At 64.5% G+C, this 17,108-nt stretch carries 14 protein-coding genes; 9 read left to right on the top strand and 5 right to left on the bottom strand.

Going from position 1 to position 17,108, the window contains the following annotated elements:
- Positions 1-229 precede the first annotated feature (229 nt).
- From NKH67_RS13570 to NKH67_RS13600, 7 genes are all read left to right on the top strand, one after another.
- Entirely contained in the window at positions 230-1,006 is a 777-nt protein-coding gene (locus NKH67_RS13570; protein WP_352767217.1) for a DeoR/GlpR family DNA-binding transcription regulator, read from the top strand.
- A gap of 78 nt (positions 1,007-1,084) precedes the next feature.
- Positions 1,085-2,011: a LysR family transcriptional regulator gene (locus NKH67_RS13575; protein ID WP_023676350.1), complete on the top strand. Its 927-nt coding sequence runs from the start codon at positions 1,085-1,087 to the stop codon at positions 2,009-2,011.
- Between the two features lie 307 nt (positions 2,012-2,318).
- Positions 2,319-3,473, top strand: a complete 1,155-nt coding sequence (locus tag NKH67_RS13580) for an ABC transporter substrate-binding protein (RefSeq protein WP_352540421.1) — start codon at positions 2,319-2,321, stop codon at positions 3,471-3,473.
- A 190-nt stretch (positions 3,474-3,663) separates the two neighbouring features.
- Entirely contained in the window at positions 3,664-4,659 is a 996-nt protein-coding gene (locus NKH67_RS13585; RefSeq protein ID WP_353031129.1) for an ABC transporter ATP-binding protein, read from the top strand.
- Positions 4,660-4,673: 14 nt separating this feature from the next.
- Positions 4,674-5,624 (top strand): ABC transporter permease, encoded by a 951-nt coding sequence (locus NKH67_RS13590; protein WP_352540499.1) that lies wholly within the window; start codon positions 4,674-4,676, stop codon positions 5,622-5,624.
- On the top strand, positions 5,614-6,429 hold the full coding sequence (locus tag NKH67_RS13595) for an ABC transporter permease (protein WP_352469946.1): 816 nt from the start codon (positions 5,614-5,616) through the stop codon (positions 6,427-6,429). The genes NKH67_RS13590 and NKH67_RS13595 overlap by 11 nt, the downstream gene beginning before the upstream one ends.
- Positions 6,430-6,454: 25 nt before the next feature.
- Positions 6,455-7,882: a gamma-aminobutyraldehyde dehydrogenase gene (locus NKH67_RS13600; protein ID WP_352969941.1), complete on the top strand. Its 1,428-nt coding sequence runs from the start codon at positions 6,455-6,457 to the stop codon at positions 7,880-7,882.
- Between the two features lie 17 nt (positions 7,883-7,899).
- Here NKH67_RS13600 and nhaA read toward each other — a convergent pair whose 3' ends face one another.
- From nhaA to NKH67_RS13625, 5 genes are all read right to left on the bottom strand, one after another.
- Positions 7,900-9,093, bottom strand: coding sequence for a Na+/H+ antiporter NhaA (gene nhaA / locus NKH67_RS13605; RefSeq protein WP_352995450.1), 1,194 nt, complete (start codon positions 9,091-9,093; stop codon positions 7,900-7,902).
- 91 nt (positions 9,094-9,184) lie between these two features.
- On the bottom strand, positions 9,185-9,748 hold the full coding sequence (locus NKH67_RS13610) for an ActR/PrrA/RegA family redox response regulator transcription factor (protein ID WP_023676342.1): 564 nt from the start codon (positions 9,746-9,748) through the stop codon (positions 9,185-9,187).
- A gap of 63 nt (positions 9,749-9,811) precedes the next feature.
- Positions 9,812-11,137, bottom strand: coding sequence for an ActS/PrrB/RegB family redox-sensitive histidine kinase (locus tag NKH67_RS13615; protein WP_352448476.1), 1,326 nt, complete (start codon positions 11,135-11,137; stop codon positions 9,812-9,814).
- Between the two features lie 89 nt (positions 11,138-11,226).
- On the bottom strand, positions 11,227-13,845 hold the full coding sequence (hrpB, locus tag NKH67_RS13620) for an ATP-dependent helicase HrpB (protein ID WP_353031131.1): 2,619 nt from the start codon (positions 13,843-13,845) through the stop codon (positions 11,227-11,229).
- A gap of 75 nt (positions 13,846-13,920) precedes the next feature.
- Entirely contained in the window at positions 13,921-14,811 is an 891-nt protein-coding gene (locus NKH67_RS13625; RefSeq protein ID WP_352448474.1) for a DMT family transporter, read from the bottom strand.
- 27 nt (positions 14,812-14,838) lie between these two features.
- Between NKH67_RS13625 and NKH67_RS13630 the strand changes: the two genes are divergently transcribed.
- Both NKH67_RS13630 and NKH67_RS13635 read left to right on the top strand, forming a co-directional pair.
- Positions 14,839-15,528: a PIG-L deacetylase family protein gene (locus NKH67_RS13630; protein WP_352448473.1), complete on the top strand. Its 690-nt coding sequence runs from the start codon at positions 14,839-14,841 to the stop codon at positions 15,526-15,528.
- A 212-nt stretch (positions 15,529-15,740) separates the two neighbouring features.
- Positions 15,741-17,072, top strand: a complete 1,332-nt coding sequence (locus NKH67_RS13635) for an ABC transporter substrate-binding protein (protein ID WP_352469942.1) — start codon at positions 15,741-15,743, stop codon at positions 17,070-17,072.
- Positions 17,073-17,108 lie beyond the last annotated feature (36 nt).

Consider the following 17,108-nt stretch of genomic DNA (forward strand, 5'->3'; position numbering starts at 1 on the left):
CCCGACGATCTCCCGGGCGTTCGGGCAAGCGATTTTTCGTGCGGCTCAGCCGTCGTCCTCCGTTCCGAGCCTGTCACAGCGATAATGTCGCGCCACGCTGGAGGCGTTGTCAACGCGAAATTGTGGTATTTTCTGGTTTTTTGCCCGAATTTTGCTAAATTCCTTGGAGTTAGTGGCATTTATGCCGTAGAAGCGGTCAGCGGTGCAACAATCCGACCGGATGGAACCGATGGTCCACTCGAAGCGGCATGGCGAAATCCTGCGCCTCCTCAAGGAGGAAGGCACCGTGACCATTGCGAGCCTGGCCGACCGGCTGGGCGTCTCGCTGGAGACAGTACGCCGCGACGTCAAGCCACTGACCAGCGACGGTTCCATCCTCAAGATGCACGGCGCCGTCGGCCTGCCGTCGATTGCCGGCGAAGCGCCGTTCGAGCGGCGCATGCGCGAGAACGCCGATGCCAAGCGAGCAATAGCGCGCATGGTCGCCGCCACCATCCGCGACGGCGAATCGATCATGCTCGACACCGGCACCACCACCTCTTTCCTGGCCCGGGAATTGCTCGGCCACCGGCGGCTGACGGTCGTCACCAACTCCTCCGACATCGCCCGCACACTGGCCACCGTCAACGGCAATAAGGTCTACATGGCCGGCGGCGAGCTGCGCAGCGATTCCGGTGCTGCCTTCGGCGTCTCGGCCATCGAATTCGTCAGCCGCTTTTCCGTCAGCCATGCAGTGATATCGACCGGTGCGGTCGATGCCATAACCGGCGTCATGGACTATGATCTGGAAGAGGCCGAATTCGCCCGCATGGTGCTGTCGCGCGGCCAGCGTTCGCTTGTCGTCACCGACCATAGCAAATTCGGCCGCCAGGGCCTTGTTCAGGTCTGCGGCTTCGGCGGCTTTTCCGAACTCGCGACCGACCGTCCGCCGCCGCACGACATCGGCGCCGCCCTCGCCCAGGCCGGCGCACGGCTCAGCATTGCCGATGGCGGAAGCGAGGGCTGACCTCTATCGTGAGCTCTGTCGGGAGATCTGCTCCAGCACCCACTTCCCAGCGCCGCGTCTGCCGTGTTTAGTCCGGCCATGGCTTTCACCATCCGCCAATTGCAGTTCTTCATCGCCGTCGCCGAGCAGGGCACGGTGTCGGGCGCCGCCCAGAACCTGTCGATCTCGCAATCGTCGGTCACCGAGGCGATCAAGGAGCTGGAGCACGATCTCGGCGTCGAGCTGTTCGAGCGCCACCCGCGCGGCTTGAACATCACCCATAAAGGCCACCAGTTCCTGCGCCATGCGAGGAAGATCCTGGCCGACGTTTCCGATGCGCGCCGCGCCTTCTTCGGCGAACAGGCCGCGGCAAGCGGGCGGCTGCAACTTGGCGTCACCTCGCTGGTCGCCGGCTATGTGCTGTCCGATCTTCTTGCCCGCTACCGCCGCGCCTATCCGGGTGTCGAGGTCTCGGCAATCGAGGACAATGGCGACTATCTCGAGCACCTGTTAATTGGCGGCAAGCTCGACATTGCCGTCATGGTCACCTCGAACCTGCGCGACCGCACGGCACTGCAGTCCGAAATCCTCGAAGTCTCGGCCTACCGGCTGTGGCTGCCGCTCGGCCACCCCTTGGCCGGTGCCGACATCATCGGCATCGGCGACATCGCCTCGGAACCGCTGATCATGCTGACCGTCGACGAGATCGAGGAGAATACCGGAAAGCTGCTGACGGCAATCGGCGCCAAGCCGCATGTCGCCTTCCGCACCCGCTCGGTCGAAGCGGTGCGCAGCCTCGTCGCTACCGGCGCCGGCGTGGCGCTGCTGCCCGACCTCGTCTACCGGCCATGGTCGCTGGAAGGCGACCGCATCGAATCGCGCGATATTTCGGGGTCGTTGCCGGTCGTCCAGGTCGGCATGGTCTGGCGGCGCGGCTCCGGTCTGCCGCAGGCGGCGCGCGACTTCATCGGACTTGCCCAGTCGCAGCGCATGGTGCGCCAACGGCCCGAGAAGATTGGCCGCTGACGTATCGGAAAAATCGATATCGGCTTTCTGATAAATGAATTTGCGAAACCGGAAATTTCGCAGCACTTTTCGGTCAGGGAACAAAGCTGCCGTTAGAGCGCGACGTGCGTCCAATTGGACGCACATAGTACGCTCTAAGACTTTTAGTTTTCGCATCGGGCCTTCCGAAAATCGATTTCCGATTTTCGGGCCGATGCGAGGAGCACGGCCCTTCAGGGCCGCGCATCCAACGTTTTTGAACGGGCGCATGACCTTCTTCCGAAACCCGAAACCGGTTTCGAGGTCATGCAAAAATGGGAGATCGACGATGAATTCATTGCTGAAATCATGCACTGCCTTGACGGTCGCGCTGAGCTTCTCCGGCCAGGCCATCGCCCAGGTGAAGGAGCTCGGCAAAGGCGAAGGCGAGGTCAATATCGTCGCCTGGCCGGGCTATATCGAGCGCGGCGAAACCGACAAGGCCTATGATTGGGTCACTTCGTTCGAGAAGGAAACCGGCTGCAAGGTCAACGTCAAGACCGCCAACACCTCCGATGAGATGGTCTCGCTGATGAACGAGGGCGGCTTCGATCTCGTCACCGCCTCGGGCGACGCTTCGCTGCGCCTTGTCGCCGGCAAGCGCGTCCAGCCGATCAACACCGACCTCATACCGAGCTGGAAGACGGTCGACAACCGGCTGAAGGATGCGCCCTGGTTCACCGTCGGCGGAGTCCATTACGGCGTCCCCTATCAGTGGGGGCCGAACGTGCTGATGTACAACACCGAAGTGTTCAAGGAGGCGCCGAAGAGCTGGAACGTGGTCTTCGAGGAAATGAAGCTTCCCGACGGCAAGTCGAACAAGGGCCGCGTCCAGGCCTATGACGGGCCGATCCACATCGCCGACGCCGCCAATTACCTGATGGCTCACAAGCCGGAGCTCGGCATCAAGGATCCGTACGAACTGACCGAGGATCAGTACAAGGCGGCGCTCGACCTGCTGCGGGTCCAGCGTACGCTGGTCGGACGCTATTGGCACGACGCCGCCATCCAGGTCGACGATTTCCAGAACGAAGGCGTCGTCGCCTCCGGTTCCTGGCCCTACCAGGTAAACACGCTGATCGCGGCCAAGAAGCCGGTCGCCTCGACTATCCCCGAGGAGGGCGTCACCGGCTGGGCCGATACCACGATGATGGAGGCCGATGCTGCCCACCCGAACTGCGCCTACATGTGGATGGAGCATTCGCTGTCGCCAAAAGTGCAGGGCGACGTCTCCGCCTGGTTCGGCTCGCTGCCGGTGGTGCCCGCCGCCTGCAAGGGCAACGAACTGCTCGGGGAGGAAGGCTGCAAGACCAACGGCTACGACAATTTCGACAAGATCAAGTTCTGGAAGACGCCGGTCTCGAAATGCGCCACCCAGAACGACCAGTGCGTGCCCTATTACCGCTGGGTGTCGGACTATATCGGCGTCATCGGCGGGCGGTGAGTTCGCCTCACCTACGAAGTTCGGCGCTGCCCCTCACCCTTACCCTCTCCCGGTGAAGAACCGGGGGGCCGCCAACGTTGGAGCGCCTCCCTTCTCCCCGTCCACTATACGAGGAGAAGGTGCCGGCAGGCGGATGAGAGGCAGCGCTACCGCCTGAAATTTGATGAGCCTGACAGATCAGGACAGCCCCATGACCTCCGCCGTTTCCTTCCAAAACGTCTCTCGCCATTTCGGCAGCGTGCGTGCCGTCGACGCGGTCGATCTCGACATCGTGCCGGGCGAGTTCTTCGCCATGCTCGGGCCTTCCGGCTCGGGCAAGACGACGTGCCTGCGCCTCATCGCCGGTTTCGAGCAGCCGACGGCGGGCTCGATCTCGATCTTCGGCGAACGCGCCGAGGGCGTGCCGCCCTATCGCCGCAACGTCAACACCGTGTTCCAGGATTATGCGCTGTTCCCGCATCTCAACGTGCTCGACAACGTCGGCTATGGGCTGATGGTCAAGGGCGTCGGCAGACCGGAGCGGCAAAAGGCGGCGGAAGAAGCGCTGGCGCTGGTGCGGCTTCCCGGCTACGGCGCCCGTCGCCCTGGCCAGCTTTCCGGCGGCCAGCGCCAGCGCGTCGCGCTCGCCCGTGCGCTGGTCAACCAGCCCAAGGTGCTGTTGCTCGACGAGCCGCTCGGCGCCCTCGACCTCAAGCTTCGCGAAAACATGCAGGAGGAGTTGAAATCGCTGCAGAAGGCGCTCGGCATCACCTTCGTGTTCGTCACCCACGACCAGGGCGAAGCGCTGTCGATGGCCGACCGCGTGGCCGTCTTCAATGACGGCAAGATCATGCAGATCGGCACGCCGGAAGACATCTACCAGCGCCCCAAGACCCGCTTCGTCGCCGATTTCGTCGGCTCGTCCAACGTGCTGCCGCCGGATTTCGTCCAGCGCTATGCCGGCCAGTATCGCTGGGGCAGCCTGCGGCCCGAATCCATCCGTATTGGCCGGGCCAACGGCGAAGGGGTTGCCGCCCGCCTGGTCTCGACCAACTATCTCGGCGCCACGACAAGACTGGCGCTCGATGCAGAGGGCTTGCGACTGCATGCCATCGTGCCGGCGGGTGCTGTGCTGCCGGGGGAAGGCGAGGCGGTGGTGCTCACCTTCAAGCGCGAGCATTTGCATTTGATGGACGAGCTCGGATGAGCCTCGACACCGTCATGCCGCGCGCCACGCCGCCCGCCATCCTGCCGCGAAGCGGCGGCCTGCGTGGCGCGGTGTCGGATATTTTTTGGCGACAGCCGAAGCTGCTGTTGCTCCTCATGCTGCTGCCGCCGGTTTTGTGGCTCGGCATCGTCTATATCGGCTCGCTCTTCGCATTGCTTTTGCAGAGCTTCTTTTCGATCGACGAGTTCTCCGGCCTGATCAACCGGCAATTCACGCTGAAGACCTATGGCGACCTGCTGCAGGCCGCCAATCTCGACATTATCCTGCGCACGGTGACAATGGCGGCGCTGGTGACGCTGGCGGCGGCGGTCATCGCCTTTCCCATCGCCTATTATGCGGCGCGCTATGCGCGCGGCCGTTGGAAGGCGCTGTTTTATCTCGGCGTCATGCTGCCGCTGTGGTCGAGCTACCTGGTCAAGATCTATGCCTGGAAGCTGATTCTCGCCAAGGAAGGCATCCTGACCTGGCTGCTGGCCAAATTGCATCTTCTGTGGCTGCTTGATGCCTGGCTGTCGCTGCCGGTCGTCGGCGGCAACTCGCTGTCGGTCTCCTCAACCGGTACCTTCATCGTCTTCGTCTATGTCTGGCTGCCGTTCATGATCCTGCCGGTGCAGGCCGCACTCGAGCGCGTGCCGGGCAATTTGGTCGAGGCTTCGTCCGATCTCGGCGCCTCGCCCGGGCAGACCTTCGGCAACGTGCTGTTCCCGCTGGCGCTGCCCGGCATCGTCGCCGGCTCGATCTTCACCTTCTCGCTGACGCTCGGCGACTACATCATCCCACAGATCATCGGCACCTCGCGGCTGTTCATCGGCCAGGCCGTCTATTCGCAGCAAGGCACCGCCGGCAATATCCCGCTCGCCGCCGCCTTCACCGTGGTGCCCATCGTCATCATGGGCTTCTACCTCTGGGGCGCCAAGCGCATGGGGGCTTTCGATGCGCTCTGACCGTGGCCCATCCGCGCCGATCGGCCTGAAGCTCGCTGCCACCGGCGGCCTGCTTTTCCTGCATTTGCCGATCCTGCTGATCTTCGTCTATGCCTTCACCACCGAGGAGAAGAGCTTCGTCTGGCCGCCGCCGGGCCTGACCACGCAATGGTTCGCCGTCACCTGGAACCGCCCCGACGTCTGGCAGGCGCTGTCATTGTCTGTGCGGGTCGCGGCGATCTCGACTACCATCGCGCTGGTCCTGGGCACGCTGTGCGCCGCTGCCGTGTCCCGCACAAAATTCTTCGGCCGCGAAACCATCTCGCTGCTGGTCATCCTGCCGATCGCGCTGCCCGGCATCATCACCGGCATCGCGCTGCGCTCGGCCTTCGCGCTGGCCGAAATCCCGTTCTCGTTCTGGACGATCGTGCTCGGCCACGCCACTTTCTGCGTGGTCGTCGTCTACAACAATGCGGTCGCCCGCTTCCGCCGCACGTCCGGCTCGATGATCGAGGCGTCGATGGATCTCGGCGCCGATGGTTTCCAGACCTTTCGGCATGTCGTGCTGCCCAACATCGCAACCGCGCTGCTGGCCGGCGGCATGCTTGCCTTTGCGCTGTCCTTCGACGAGGTCATCGTCACCACCTTCACCGCCGGCCAGCAGCAGACGGTGCCGATCTGGATGCTCGAAGAATTGATCCGTCCGCGCCAGCGTCCGGTCACCAATGTCGTGGCGATGGTGGTAGTGCTGGTGACGCTGCTCCCCATCCTCGCTGCCTATTACCTGACCCGCGACGGCGACCAGATCGCCGGTTCGGGCAAATGATCTCGTTCACAAGGGAGAGACTTCCATGGACACGCAGATGCTGATCGGCTCGAAATTCGAAAAAGGCACCGAGACCGAGGAGCCGATCCTCAACCCGAAGACCGGGGCGACCATCCTCAATCTGCCGGAGGCCAGCCCAGCGCAGATCGAGGCGGCCGTGCTTGCTGCCGAAAAAGCCTTCGTCACCTGGTCCCGCACAACACCGGCGCAGCGCGCCGGCTATCTCCTGAAGATCGCCGATCGCATCGAGGCTGCTGCACAGGATTTCGCGGCGCTCGAGGCGCTGAACTGCGGCAAGCCGATCAATGCCGTGCTCAATGACGAAATCCCGGCGATCGTCGACTGCTACCGTTTCTTTGCCGGCGCGGTCCGCTCGATGCCCGGCCAGGTCGCCGGCGAATACATTCCCGGCCACACCTCGATGGTCCGCCGCGACGCCATCGGCGTTGTCGCGTCGATCGCGCCGTGGAACTATCCGCTGATGATGATGGCCTGGAAGCTGGCGCCGGCGATTGCCGGCGGCAACACCGTCGTCTTCAAGCCGTCGGAACAGACGCCGCTGACCGCGCTGAAGCTGGCGAAAATCCTTGCCGAAATCCTGCCGGAAGGCGTCGTCAACGTCGTGCTCGGTCGCGGCGACAGCGTCGGCAACACGCTGATCAACCACCCGAAGGTCAACATGATCTCGATCACCGGCGACGTCGCCACCGGCAAGAAGGTGCTGCAGGCTGCCGCCAAATCGGTCAAGCGCACGCATCTCGAGCTCGGCGGCAAGGCGCCGGTCATCGTCTTCGACGACGCCGATCTCGGCGCGGTGGTCAACGGCCTGCGCGCCTTCGGCTATTACAATGCCGGCCAGGACTGCACCGCGGCCTGCCGCATCTACGCCGGCAAGAAGATCTACGACAAGCTCGTCGCCGACCTCTCCACTGCGGTCTCGACCATCAAGTATGATCGCCCCGACGATACCGAGAACGAGATCGGCCCGCTGATCTCGCGTCGCCAGCGTGACCGCGTCTCGAGCTTCGTCGAGCGCGCCTCTGAGCTCAAGCACATCGAGATCACCACGGGCGGCAAGCCGGGCGAGGGCTCCGGCTTCTTCTACCAGCCGACCGTCGTCGCCGGCGCGCTGCAGGAGGACGAGATCGTGCGCCGCGAAGTGTTCGGTCCGGTGGTCTCGGTCACCCGCTTTTCCGAAGTCGACGAAGCGGTGAACTGGGCCAATGATTCTGACTACGGCCTGGCGTCGTCGGTGTGGACCAAGGATGTTTCGCGGGCCATGGCGACGGCCGCCCGGCTGCAATATGGCTGCACCTGGATCAACACCCATTTCATGCTGACCAACGAGATGCCGCATGGCGGGTTGAAACAATCCGGCTACGGCAAGGACATGTCGCTCTACGCGCTGGAGGACTATACCGCCGTCCGCCACGTCATGGTCGCTCACGGGTAGCGCCCGCGAGGAGACGCCTATTCTTCCGCCTCCTCCGCCTCGCCTGCGGCCGGCGCGACCAGCAGCACTGCGGCGCCTAGGAGCGCGGCGATGAAAGAGCCGGCGAGGATGCCGACCTTGACCGCGTCCTGCAGGGCGGCGTCGCCGGCGAAGGCGAGCAAGCCGATGAACAGGCTCATGGTGAAACCGATGCCGCAGAGCAGCGAAATGCCGACCATGTGCAGCCAGCCGGCATTGACCGGCAGATCGGCGAAGCCAAGCCGGATGGCAAGCGCGGAAGACCCGAACACGCCGACCAGCTTGCCCAAGACGAGGCCGGCGGCGACGCCGAGCGTCAGCGGCTCGGCCAGGGCGGCAGCGCTGAGACCGGCGAGCGAGACGCCGGCGTTGGCAAAGCCGAAAATCGGGATGACGAAAAAGGCGACGACTTTGTGCAGGCCGTGTTCGAGCCGGTGCAGCGGCGAATGGTCGAGATCATGGCCGCTGCCCGGCGATATCTTCAGCGGTATGGTGAGGGCCAGCGCGACGCCGGCGAGCGTCGCATGGACGCCCGATTTGAGCACCAAAACCCACAGAACGATGCCGAGCAAGATGTACGGCAGCAGCGTCAGCACCCGCATGCGGTTGAGCACCACCAGCAGCGCGATCACGGCGAAGGCGGCGCCGAGATAGGCAAGCGAGAGGCCGCTGGTATAGAACACCGCGATGATGAGCACCGCGCCGAGATCGTCGATGATGGCAAGCGCCGTGAGGAATATCTTCAGCGAACCCGGGACGCGGCTGCCGAGCAGCGACAGCACGCCGAGCGCAAAGGCGATATCGGTGGCGGTTGGGATCGCCCAGCCGGACAGAGCGGCTGGATTGTTGCGGTTGATGGCGACGTAGACCAGTGCCGGCGCTGCCATGCCGCCGGCGGCGGCGATGCCGGGCAGCACGCGGCGCGGCCAGGTCGACAGCTGGCCGTCAAGCATTTCGCGCTTGATCTCGAGACCGACCAGCAGGAAGAACACCGCCATCAGGCCGTCATTGATCCAGTGCGAGACGCTGAGCGGTCCGAGATAGGCATGGAGGGCGGAGAAATAAGCCTCGCCCAGCGGCGAATTGGCGACGATCAGGGCCAAGGCCGCCGCAGCCATCAGGATGAGGCCGCCGGCCGCCTCGCTGTCGAGGAATTCGCGCAGCATGGAGACCAGCCGCTTTTCGTCCTGCATGTCGCCTCCGTCGTATCAGCGGCAAGGTCCGACACCGCCAAGCGATGATGCGCAAACAGCGCTGGCCGGGCAAGCCTGTAATGAGAGCCCTTTAGCGCGGCGCGCGCTTGGCGAGGATGCGTTGCAGCGTGCGGCGATGCATGTTCAGGCGGCGTGCGGTTTCCGAGACGTTGCGGTCGCACATTTCGTAGACGCGCTGGATGTGTTCCCAGCGCACGCGATCGGCCGACATTGGATTTTCTGGCGGCGCTGCGCGTTCGCCCGCGGTGCGGGTCAGGGCGGCAAAAATATCATCGGCATCGGCCGGCTTCGACAGATAGTCGATGGCGCCGAGCTTTACCGCCGTCACCGCGGTGGCGATGTTGCCGTAGCCGGTGAGGATGATGGCGCGGGCATCGTCGCGCTTCTCGCGAATCGCGGCGACGACGTCGAGGCCGTTGCCGTCGGCCAGCCGCATGTCGACGACCGCATAGGCCGGCGGATTGGCGCGCGCCTTGGCAACCGCCTCCTCGACGCTCTCCGCCGTCTCGACCACGAAACCCCTGGTTTCCATGGCGCGGGCAAGCCGCGTCAGGAACGGCTTGTCGTCGTCCACGATCAGCAGCGAGGTGTCCTCGCCTTCGACCATTGCGCCAATCGTTTCGTCAGTACTCATCGTGCTGAAAATCCTGCTGCCTGATTTTTACGCAAATATAGTTTCGCAACGCTATTGTCCAATTTAGGCCGTGTCGAACATGGTGGCCGAAGCCTGCTCGGGATTGAGGAAGACGCTGCGCGGCCACGATATCTGCACGATGGCGCCCTCGCCGGGCTCGCTTGAATTGCGGAAATCGAGCGTCGCGCCGGAGCGTTCGAGCAAGGTTTTGGCGATGAATAGGCCGAGGCCGAGGCCGCCGCCAGCTTCGGTGCCTTGTCGCGTCGACATATAGGGTTCGCCGATTCGGTCGATGATCTCCGGTGGAAAGCCCGGCCCGTCGTCGATGATCGAGAAGCTGACGGCGGCCTCATTCCAGTTCCAGCGCACTGTCACGCTGTTGCGGGCGAAGTCGACCGCGTTCTCGACCAGATTGCCGAGGCCGTAAATGACGCCGGGATTGCGCCGGCCCACCGGTTCCGGGCCGATGCGCTCGCCCGGCCGAAGCTTGATCGAAATGCCGAAATCACGGTGCGGCGCCGTCACCTCCTCGACCAGCGAGGTCAGCGGCAGGCGCGAGAGGTGCACCTCGCTCTCGGAGGACAGGCTGGTCAGGCGCTTCAGGATTTCGCGGCAGCGCTCGCTCTGCGAACGCAGCAGCTTCACGTCCTCGCCGTATTTCGGATCTTCGCCAAGCGCCTTCTCCATCTCCTTGGCGACAAGCGTGATGGTGGCGAGCGGCGTGCCGAGTTCGTGTGCGGCGGCCGCGGCGAGGCCGTCGAGGGCCGAGAGATGCTGTTCTCGCTGCAGCACCAATTCCGTGGCGGCAAGCGCGTTGGCAAGCAGCCGCGCCTCCTCGGCCACCCGGAACGCATAGATCGCGGTAAAGGCGATGGAGCAGAACACCGCCATCCACATGCCGGCGACATAGATGAACGGCATCGCCAATGGCGCCCCCTCATGCCAGGGCAGCGGCAGGTGGTAAAAGACCAGCAGCGTCGCCGCCACGATCACCAGCGCGCCGAGCATGGCGGTCAGCCGCAGCGGCAGCGACGTCGCCGAGACGACGACGGGCACGGTCATCAGCAGCGAAAACGGATTCGTAAGGCCGCCGGTCATGTAGAGCAGGCCGGCAAGCTGCAGGCTGTCGAAGGTCAGGATGGCAAAGGCCGAGAACGGGGTAAGCCGATGCGCCGCCGGATAGCGGAAAGTCAGCAAAAGGTTCATCCAGGCCGAACAGGCGATCAGCGCAAAACACATGCTGACCGGTAGCGGAAATTTCAGCCCGTAAGCGACCACAAGCACGGTCAGGCTCTGGCCGACGATGGCAAGCCAGCGCAACCTGATCAGCGTGTTGAGGCGCAGCCGCTGGCTTTGCTGGAAGTCGGGTGCGTGCAGGATGTTTATCATGGCCAGTGATTATAGAGGGGAAACAGCCGGAGGTCTTTTCCGAAAACCGTCGAAGCTGGGCCTCGGTTCGGGATGACAGTCTGGAAGCATCAGGTACCGCGCGGCTTGGCGCGGCTGGTGGCGGCGGCGAGAAGCGGGTTCTCCGGCCAGACATGCCTGGGATAGCGGCCGCGCATCTCTGCCCGCACATCGGCCCAGGAGCCGCGCCAGAAGCCGGGCAGGTCGCGCGTCGTCTGGATCGGCCGGTGCGCCGGCGACAGCAATTCGAGCGTCAGCGGCACAGTGCCGTTGGCGATCGCCGGATGCCGGTCGAGGCCGAACAGTTCCTGCACGCGGATCGCCAGCACCGGCCATTCGCCGTCATAGCGGATCGGCAGCCGGCTGCCCGACGGCGCGTCGAAATGGGTCGGCGCCAATGTGGCGATCTTGCGCTGCAATTCGTGCGGCACCAGCGTCATCAGGCCTTGCGAAAGCACGCTGGGATCGATTGCCGCAAAGGATGCCGCGCCGGAAAGGAACGGCAGCAGCCAGTCGTCGAGGCGCTCGAGGAGCGCGGCATCGGAGACATCGGGCCATGGCACGCCGAGGCCGCGATGCAGCCAGCCGAGCCGCTGCCGCAACGTCTCCGCCTCCCTGTTCCACGGCAACAGGGACAGGCCGTGTTCGCGCAAGGCGTCGAGGATGGCGCGATCCGCGTCGGCACCGGTCGGCGCCGGCAGCATGCGTTCGGACAGCGTGATGGCGCCGAGGCGAACCGTTTCGCGCACCCGCACCGCGCGCATGTCGCGGTCGAAGCTCACCTCGCGGCGGGCCTCGATCTTTTCCGCCAGCGCAGTGCGGATGTCGGCCTCATCGATGGCTGCCGCTGCGGTGATGCGGGCGTTCTGCGCCTTGCCCTGCAGGTCGGCGACGACGAGCCAGGTCTCGCCGGCCAGCGGATCGGAGGCGTCGAGCATGGCGCCCGAGCCGTTGGCAAGCACGAAGCGGCCACGCTCGCCGCGCGCTTTGGCGACCCGATCCGGCCAGGCATGGATGAGGAGAGCGCCGGCTGTGCTGCCCTCCCCCTTGAGGGGGTCGGAAGGACGGGCGAGACCCGTGGCTCGCCCCGGCGCGTCGATCCGCGTAGCGGATAGGGGTGGGGCCGCTTCGGGCACGCCATCGACGACCCCGCCCCGTCTCGCTCGTCTCGCTGCGCTCGGCTCGCTCGCCGACCCTCCCCTAGAGGGGAAGGGTGAAGCCTGCTTTGCCAGCCTCTCAGCCAGCTGCCGGGCGGCGGTGGCGCGCGGCGATCTTTCGGCGCGAAAGCGCAGCAGCCGCCGTTCGAGATCGGCACCATCGCCGCCAAGGCCACGCTCGGTCAATAATACGGCGAGCATCGCCGCCTCGAGCGCCTCTCCGGTCCTTGCCGCCTCGGCGACCATATGGGCAAGCCGCACCGGTAGCGCCAGCCTACGCATCGCGGCACCGGCATCCGTCAGGCGTCCTGCCGCATCGACAGCATCGAGCGCACGTAGCAGTACCCTCGCCTCGGTGAGCGCCGGAGCCGGCGGGGGGTCGAGGAAGGATAGACTGGTCGGATCGGCGACGCCGAACGCTGCGCTATCGAGCAACAGGCCGGAAAGATCGGCCTCGAGGATTTCCGGCGGCGTGAAGGCCGGCAGGGCCGCCGTCTGCTCGGCCCGCCACAACCGGATGGCGACGCCCGGCTGCGTGCGCCCGGCACGGCCGGCGCGCTGGTCGGCGGAAGCGCGGGAAGCACGTACCGTCTCCAGCCGCGTCAGGCCGCTCGCCGGTTCATAGCGCGGCAGCCGCGACAGGCCGGAATCGATGACGACGCGCACGCCGTCGATGGTGATGGAGGTTTCGGCGATCGACGTCGCCAGCACGACCTTGCGGCGGCCGAGCGGCGCCGGCTTGATCGCCGCGTCCTGCGCCTTGTTGTCGAGCATACCATAGAGCGGCACGATGTCGGTATCGGCGCCGACCTTGCCCGCCAGCCGCTCGGCGGTGCGCTCGATCTCGCGCTGGCCGGGCAGGAAAGCGAGCACGCTGCCCTCCTCCCCGGCAAGCGCCGAGCGGATCGCCTTGGCCATGGCGTCCTCGATGGTGACGCCGGCCGGCCGCTCGTCATAGCGGATGTCGACCGGGAAGGCGCGGCCTGCGCTCTCGATCACCGGCGCGCCGGACAGCAATTTTGCGACACGCGCGCCGTCGAGCGTTGCCGACATCACCAGCAATCTGAGTTCGGGCCTCAGCGCACCCTGCACGTCGAGCGCCAGCGCCAGCCCGAAATCGCCGTCGAGCGAGCGTTCGTGGAACTCGTCGAATAGCACCGCCGCGACACCAGGCAGTTCCGGGTCGTCGAGGATCATGCGGGACAGCACGCCTTCGGTGACGACGAGAACCCTGGTTTTTGCGGAACTGCGGTTTTCCATGCGCATGGCATAGCCGACGGTTTCGCCGGGCTCTTGGCCGAGCAATTCGGCCATGCGGCGGGCGGCAGCGCGGGCGGCGAGGCGGCGCGGCTCGAGCAGGATGATCTTTCCGGCGCCGAGCCATTCAGCGTCGAGCAGCGCCAGTGGAACCAGCGTCGTCTTGCCGGCACCGGGCGGCGCCACCAGCACGGCGCTGTTACCATGGCTCAGCGTTTCATTGAGCGCCGGCAAGACAACGGAGACCGGCAGGTCCGGCAAGGGTTTTGTCGTCATTGTGCTATGCTGTGCAGCCAGTTGGCAGCAACCGCATATCAGCGGTGGCGGTCGCGGCGCAACCTCGGCGCCGACTCAAAGCCTGGTCCGCGAAAACGGGTTCCAGCGCACCGTGCCGAGCCGCACCTCCTCGCGCACCATGGTCAGCAGGCCGGAACCGCCGACCACGGCCAAGCCGACCAGCGACAGAAAATCCGGATATTCCCTGAAGAACAGCGCACCCAGAACCACCGCCCAGACGATCTGCGAGTAATGCGTCGGCGCGATGCGGTTGGCCGGTGCGTATTTGACCGCCAGCAGATGCAACAGCTGGCCGCCGGCGGTGAAGGCGCCGGCCAGTACCAGCCAGGCCCATTGCCTGCCATCCGGCAACGAGAACGAGGTAGCCGCCGCACCGGCGCCGTTGAAGAGCAGGCCGTAGCCGATCAGCACGCCGAGCATCGTCGTGCGCTTTTCCTGCGCGGCGAGCGAACGCATCAGGATCACATTGGTGGCGGCCAGGAAGGCGATGATGAACGCCGCCAGATGACCAAGATGCAATTCGCGAAACCCCGGCCTGACGACCAGCATGACCCCGGCAAAGCCGGCGACCACCGCCAGCCACCGCCACGGGCCGACCTTCTCCTTGAGGACCAGCGTGGCTAGGATGGTGACGAACAGCGGCGCCAGAAAGATGAGCGCATAGACTTCCGCCAGCGGGATGGTGGTGAAGGCATAGACGCTGAGCACGCCCGAGGCGATGCCGGCCCAGGCCCGGGCCTGTACCGCCCAGGGCCGGTTGGTGCGCCAGAAATCGAGCCAGCGCTCGCCTGCCGGCCTGGCAAAGAGCAGAAAGCAGCCGGCAAACAATGTCGAGAAGAAGCCGATCTCGAAGACGTTGAACTGCCCGCCCAGGCTTTTGACAACGGCGTCGCTGCACGAATAGCTTGCATAGGCGATGAGTGCGAGCAGAATTCCGTTGGGCACGTTTTTCCATTTCCGGGAGAGATGAGAGTGAAGATATTGGCGCTTGGCGCGCATTCGGACGACATCGAGATCTTCATGTTCGGTACGATGGCGGCCTATGCCGCGCAAGGCGCAGAACTCTTTTTTGCCATAGCCACGGATGGCACCAGGGGCGGCTACGGCGATCCGTCAGCGCTGGCCCGCACGCGCCGCAAGGAGGCGATGGCGGCGGCCGGCCTGCTTGGCGTGACGCCGCGCTTCCTTGACTTTCCCGATGGCGGGCTGGTCGCGGATGCCGCGCTGATCGGGGCGCTCAAAGCACTGATCGGCGAGATAGGGCCGGATCTGGTGATAACGCATGCGCCGAACGACTATCATGGCGACCACCGCGCGCTGTCGGATGGCGTGCGCATCGCAGCGTCATTCTCGGTGCCGGTGCTACATGCCGACACGTTCGGCGGCACCGGGTTTTCGCCAACGCACTACGTCGACACCTCCAGGCATTTCGATCTCAAGGCGGAGGCGATCAGGGCGCACCAGTCGCAGGATCCCGAGCGTTTCGTCGACGCGGCGCGCACGCAGAACGCCTTTCGCGCCGGCCAGTGCAACGGCCCGGCCGGATCGTTTGCCGAGGCCTTCCGCTTCGAGCCAGTCTTCCCCTTCGCCGATATCCGCGCGCTGCTGCCGCCGGCCCCAGTGATCCGTCCGGTGGCTGTCAGCAACAAGACGGTGACCTAGACAGGTCGCCGCAACTTCTCACGTTGCTTTCCTGTCCAGCATGCTGCGGTGCAGCAACGAATTCGCTTGCTTTGTTTAGTAAAAATTGCATCACTCAACAAATTACTAAACATCCGGTGCGCCGCCGCGTCGTTGTGTTTGGGCCCCGGAGGAGGGGTTTAGCGGGCTCTTGAAACCGTCATCCGGACGTGTTTCGCAAATGGGAGGAAGGCATGAAATCGACCTTGAAATTGGCGTTGGGACTGGCATCGACACTCTTTGCGTCGACAGCCGTTTCGAATGTCGCGCGGGCAGAAGATCTGACGCTTTGCTGGGCAGCCTGGGACCCGGCCAACGCGCTTGTGGAATTGTCCAAGGACTTCACCAAGGAAACCGGCATCGGCATGAAATTCGAATTCGTGCCGTGGACCAACTATGCCGATCGCTTTCTCAACGAGCTGAATTCGCACGGCAAGCTGTGCGACCTCATCATCGGCGACAGCCAGTGGATCGGCGGTGCCGCCGAGAACGGCCATTACGTCAAGCTGAACGACTTCTTCGACAAGGAGAAGATTAGCATGGATGATTTCGTGCCGGCGACCGTCGTCGGCTATTCGGAATGGCCGAAGAACTCGCCGAATTACTGGGCGCTGCCGGCCATGGGTGACGTCGTCGGTTGGACTTACCGCAAGGACTGGTTCTCCAAGCCGGAGCTGCGGAAGGAATTCAAGGAAAAGTACGGCTGGGATCTCGGCCCGCCGACGACCTTCGACCAATTGAAGCAGATCGCCGAATTCTTCCAGAAGCGCGACATCGACGGCAAGACCGTCTATGGCGCGTCGATCTACACCGAGCGCGGCTCGGAAGGCATCACCATGGGCGCCATGGACGTGCTCTACAGCTTTGGCTTCCAGTACGAAAACCCGAAAAAACCCTACGAGATGGAAGGCTTCGTCAACTCCGATAAATCGGTGAAGGGCCTGGAGTTCTACAAAGCCCTCTACGATTGCTGCACCCCTCCCGGCGCCTCGAACAGCTACATGGGCGAAGGCGTTGATGCCTTCAAATCCGGCCAGGTGGCGATGCACATGAACTTCGCCTTCACCTGGCCAGGCCTGCAGAAGGACGAGAATGTCGGCGGCGACAAGATCGGCTATTTCGTCAATCCCAAAGGTCCGGACGGGGACCAGTTCGCCCAGCTCGGCGGCCAGGGCATCTCGGTGGTCTCCTATTCCGACAAGCAGGAAGCCGCGCTCAAATACATCAAATGGTTCGCCAACAAGGACGTGCAGTCCAAATGGTGGTCGCTCGGCGGCTATTCCTGCCTCAACGCGGTCGTCAAGGACCCCGCCTTCCCGGCCAGCCAGCCCTATGCGCAGACCTTCCTCGACTCGATGGCCATCGTGAAGGACTTCTGGGCCGAGCCGAGCTATGCCCCGCTGTTGCAGGCATCGCAGAAGCGCTTCCACGACTATGTCGTTGCCGGGCAAGGCTCGGCCAAGGATGCGCTCGACGGCCTCGTCAAGGACTGGACCGAGGTCTTCCAGGACGATGGCAAGATGTAAACGGCTCCTCCCGAGCCCATGACCGAACCGTCCCGT

It is taken from the genome of Mesorhizobium sp. M0968 (genome assembly GCF_040319065.1).
In the GTDB taxonomy this organism is placed as follows: domain Bacteria; phylum Pseudomonadota; class Alphaproteobacteria; order Rhizobiales; family Rhizobiaceae; genus Mesorhizobium.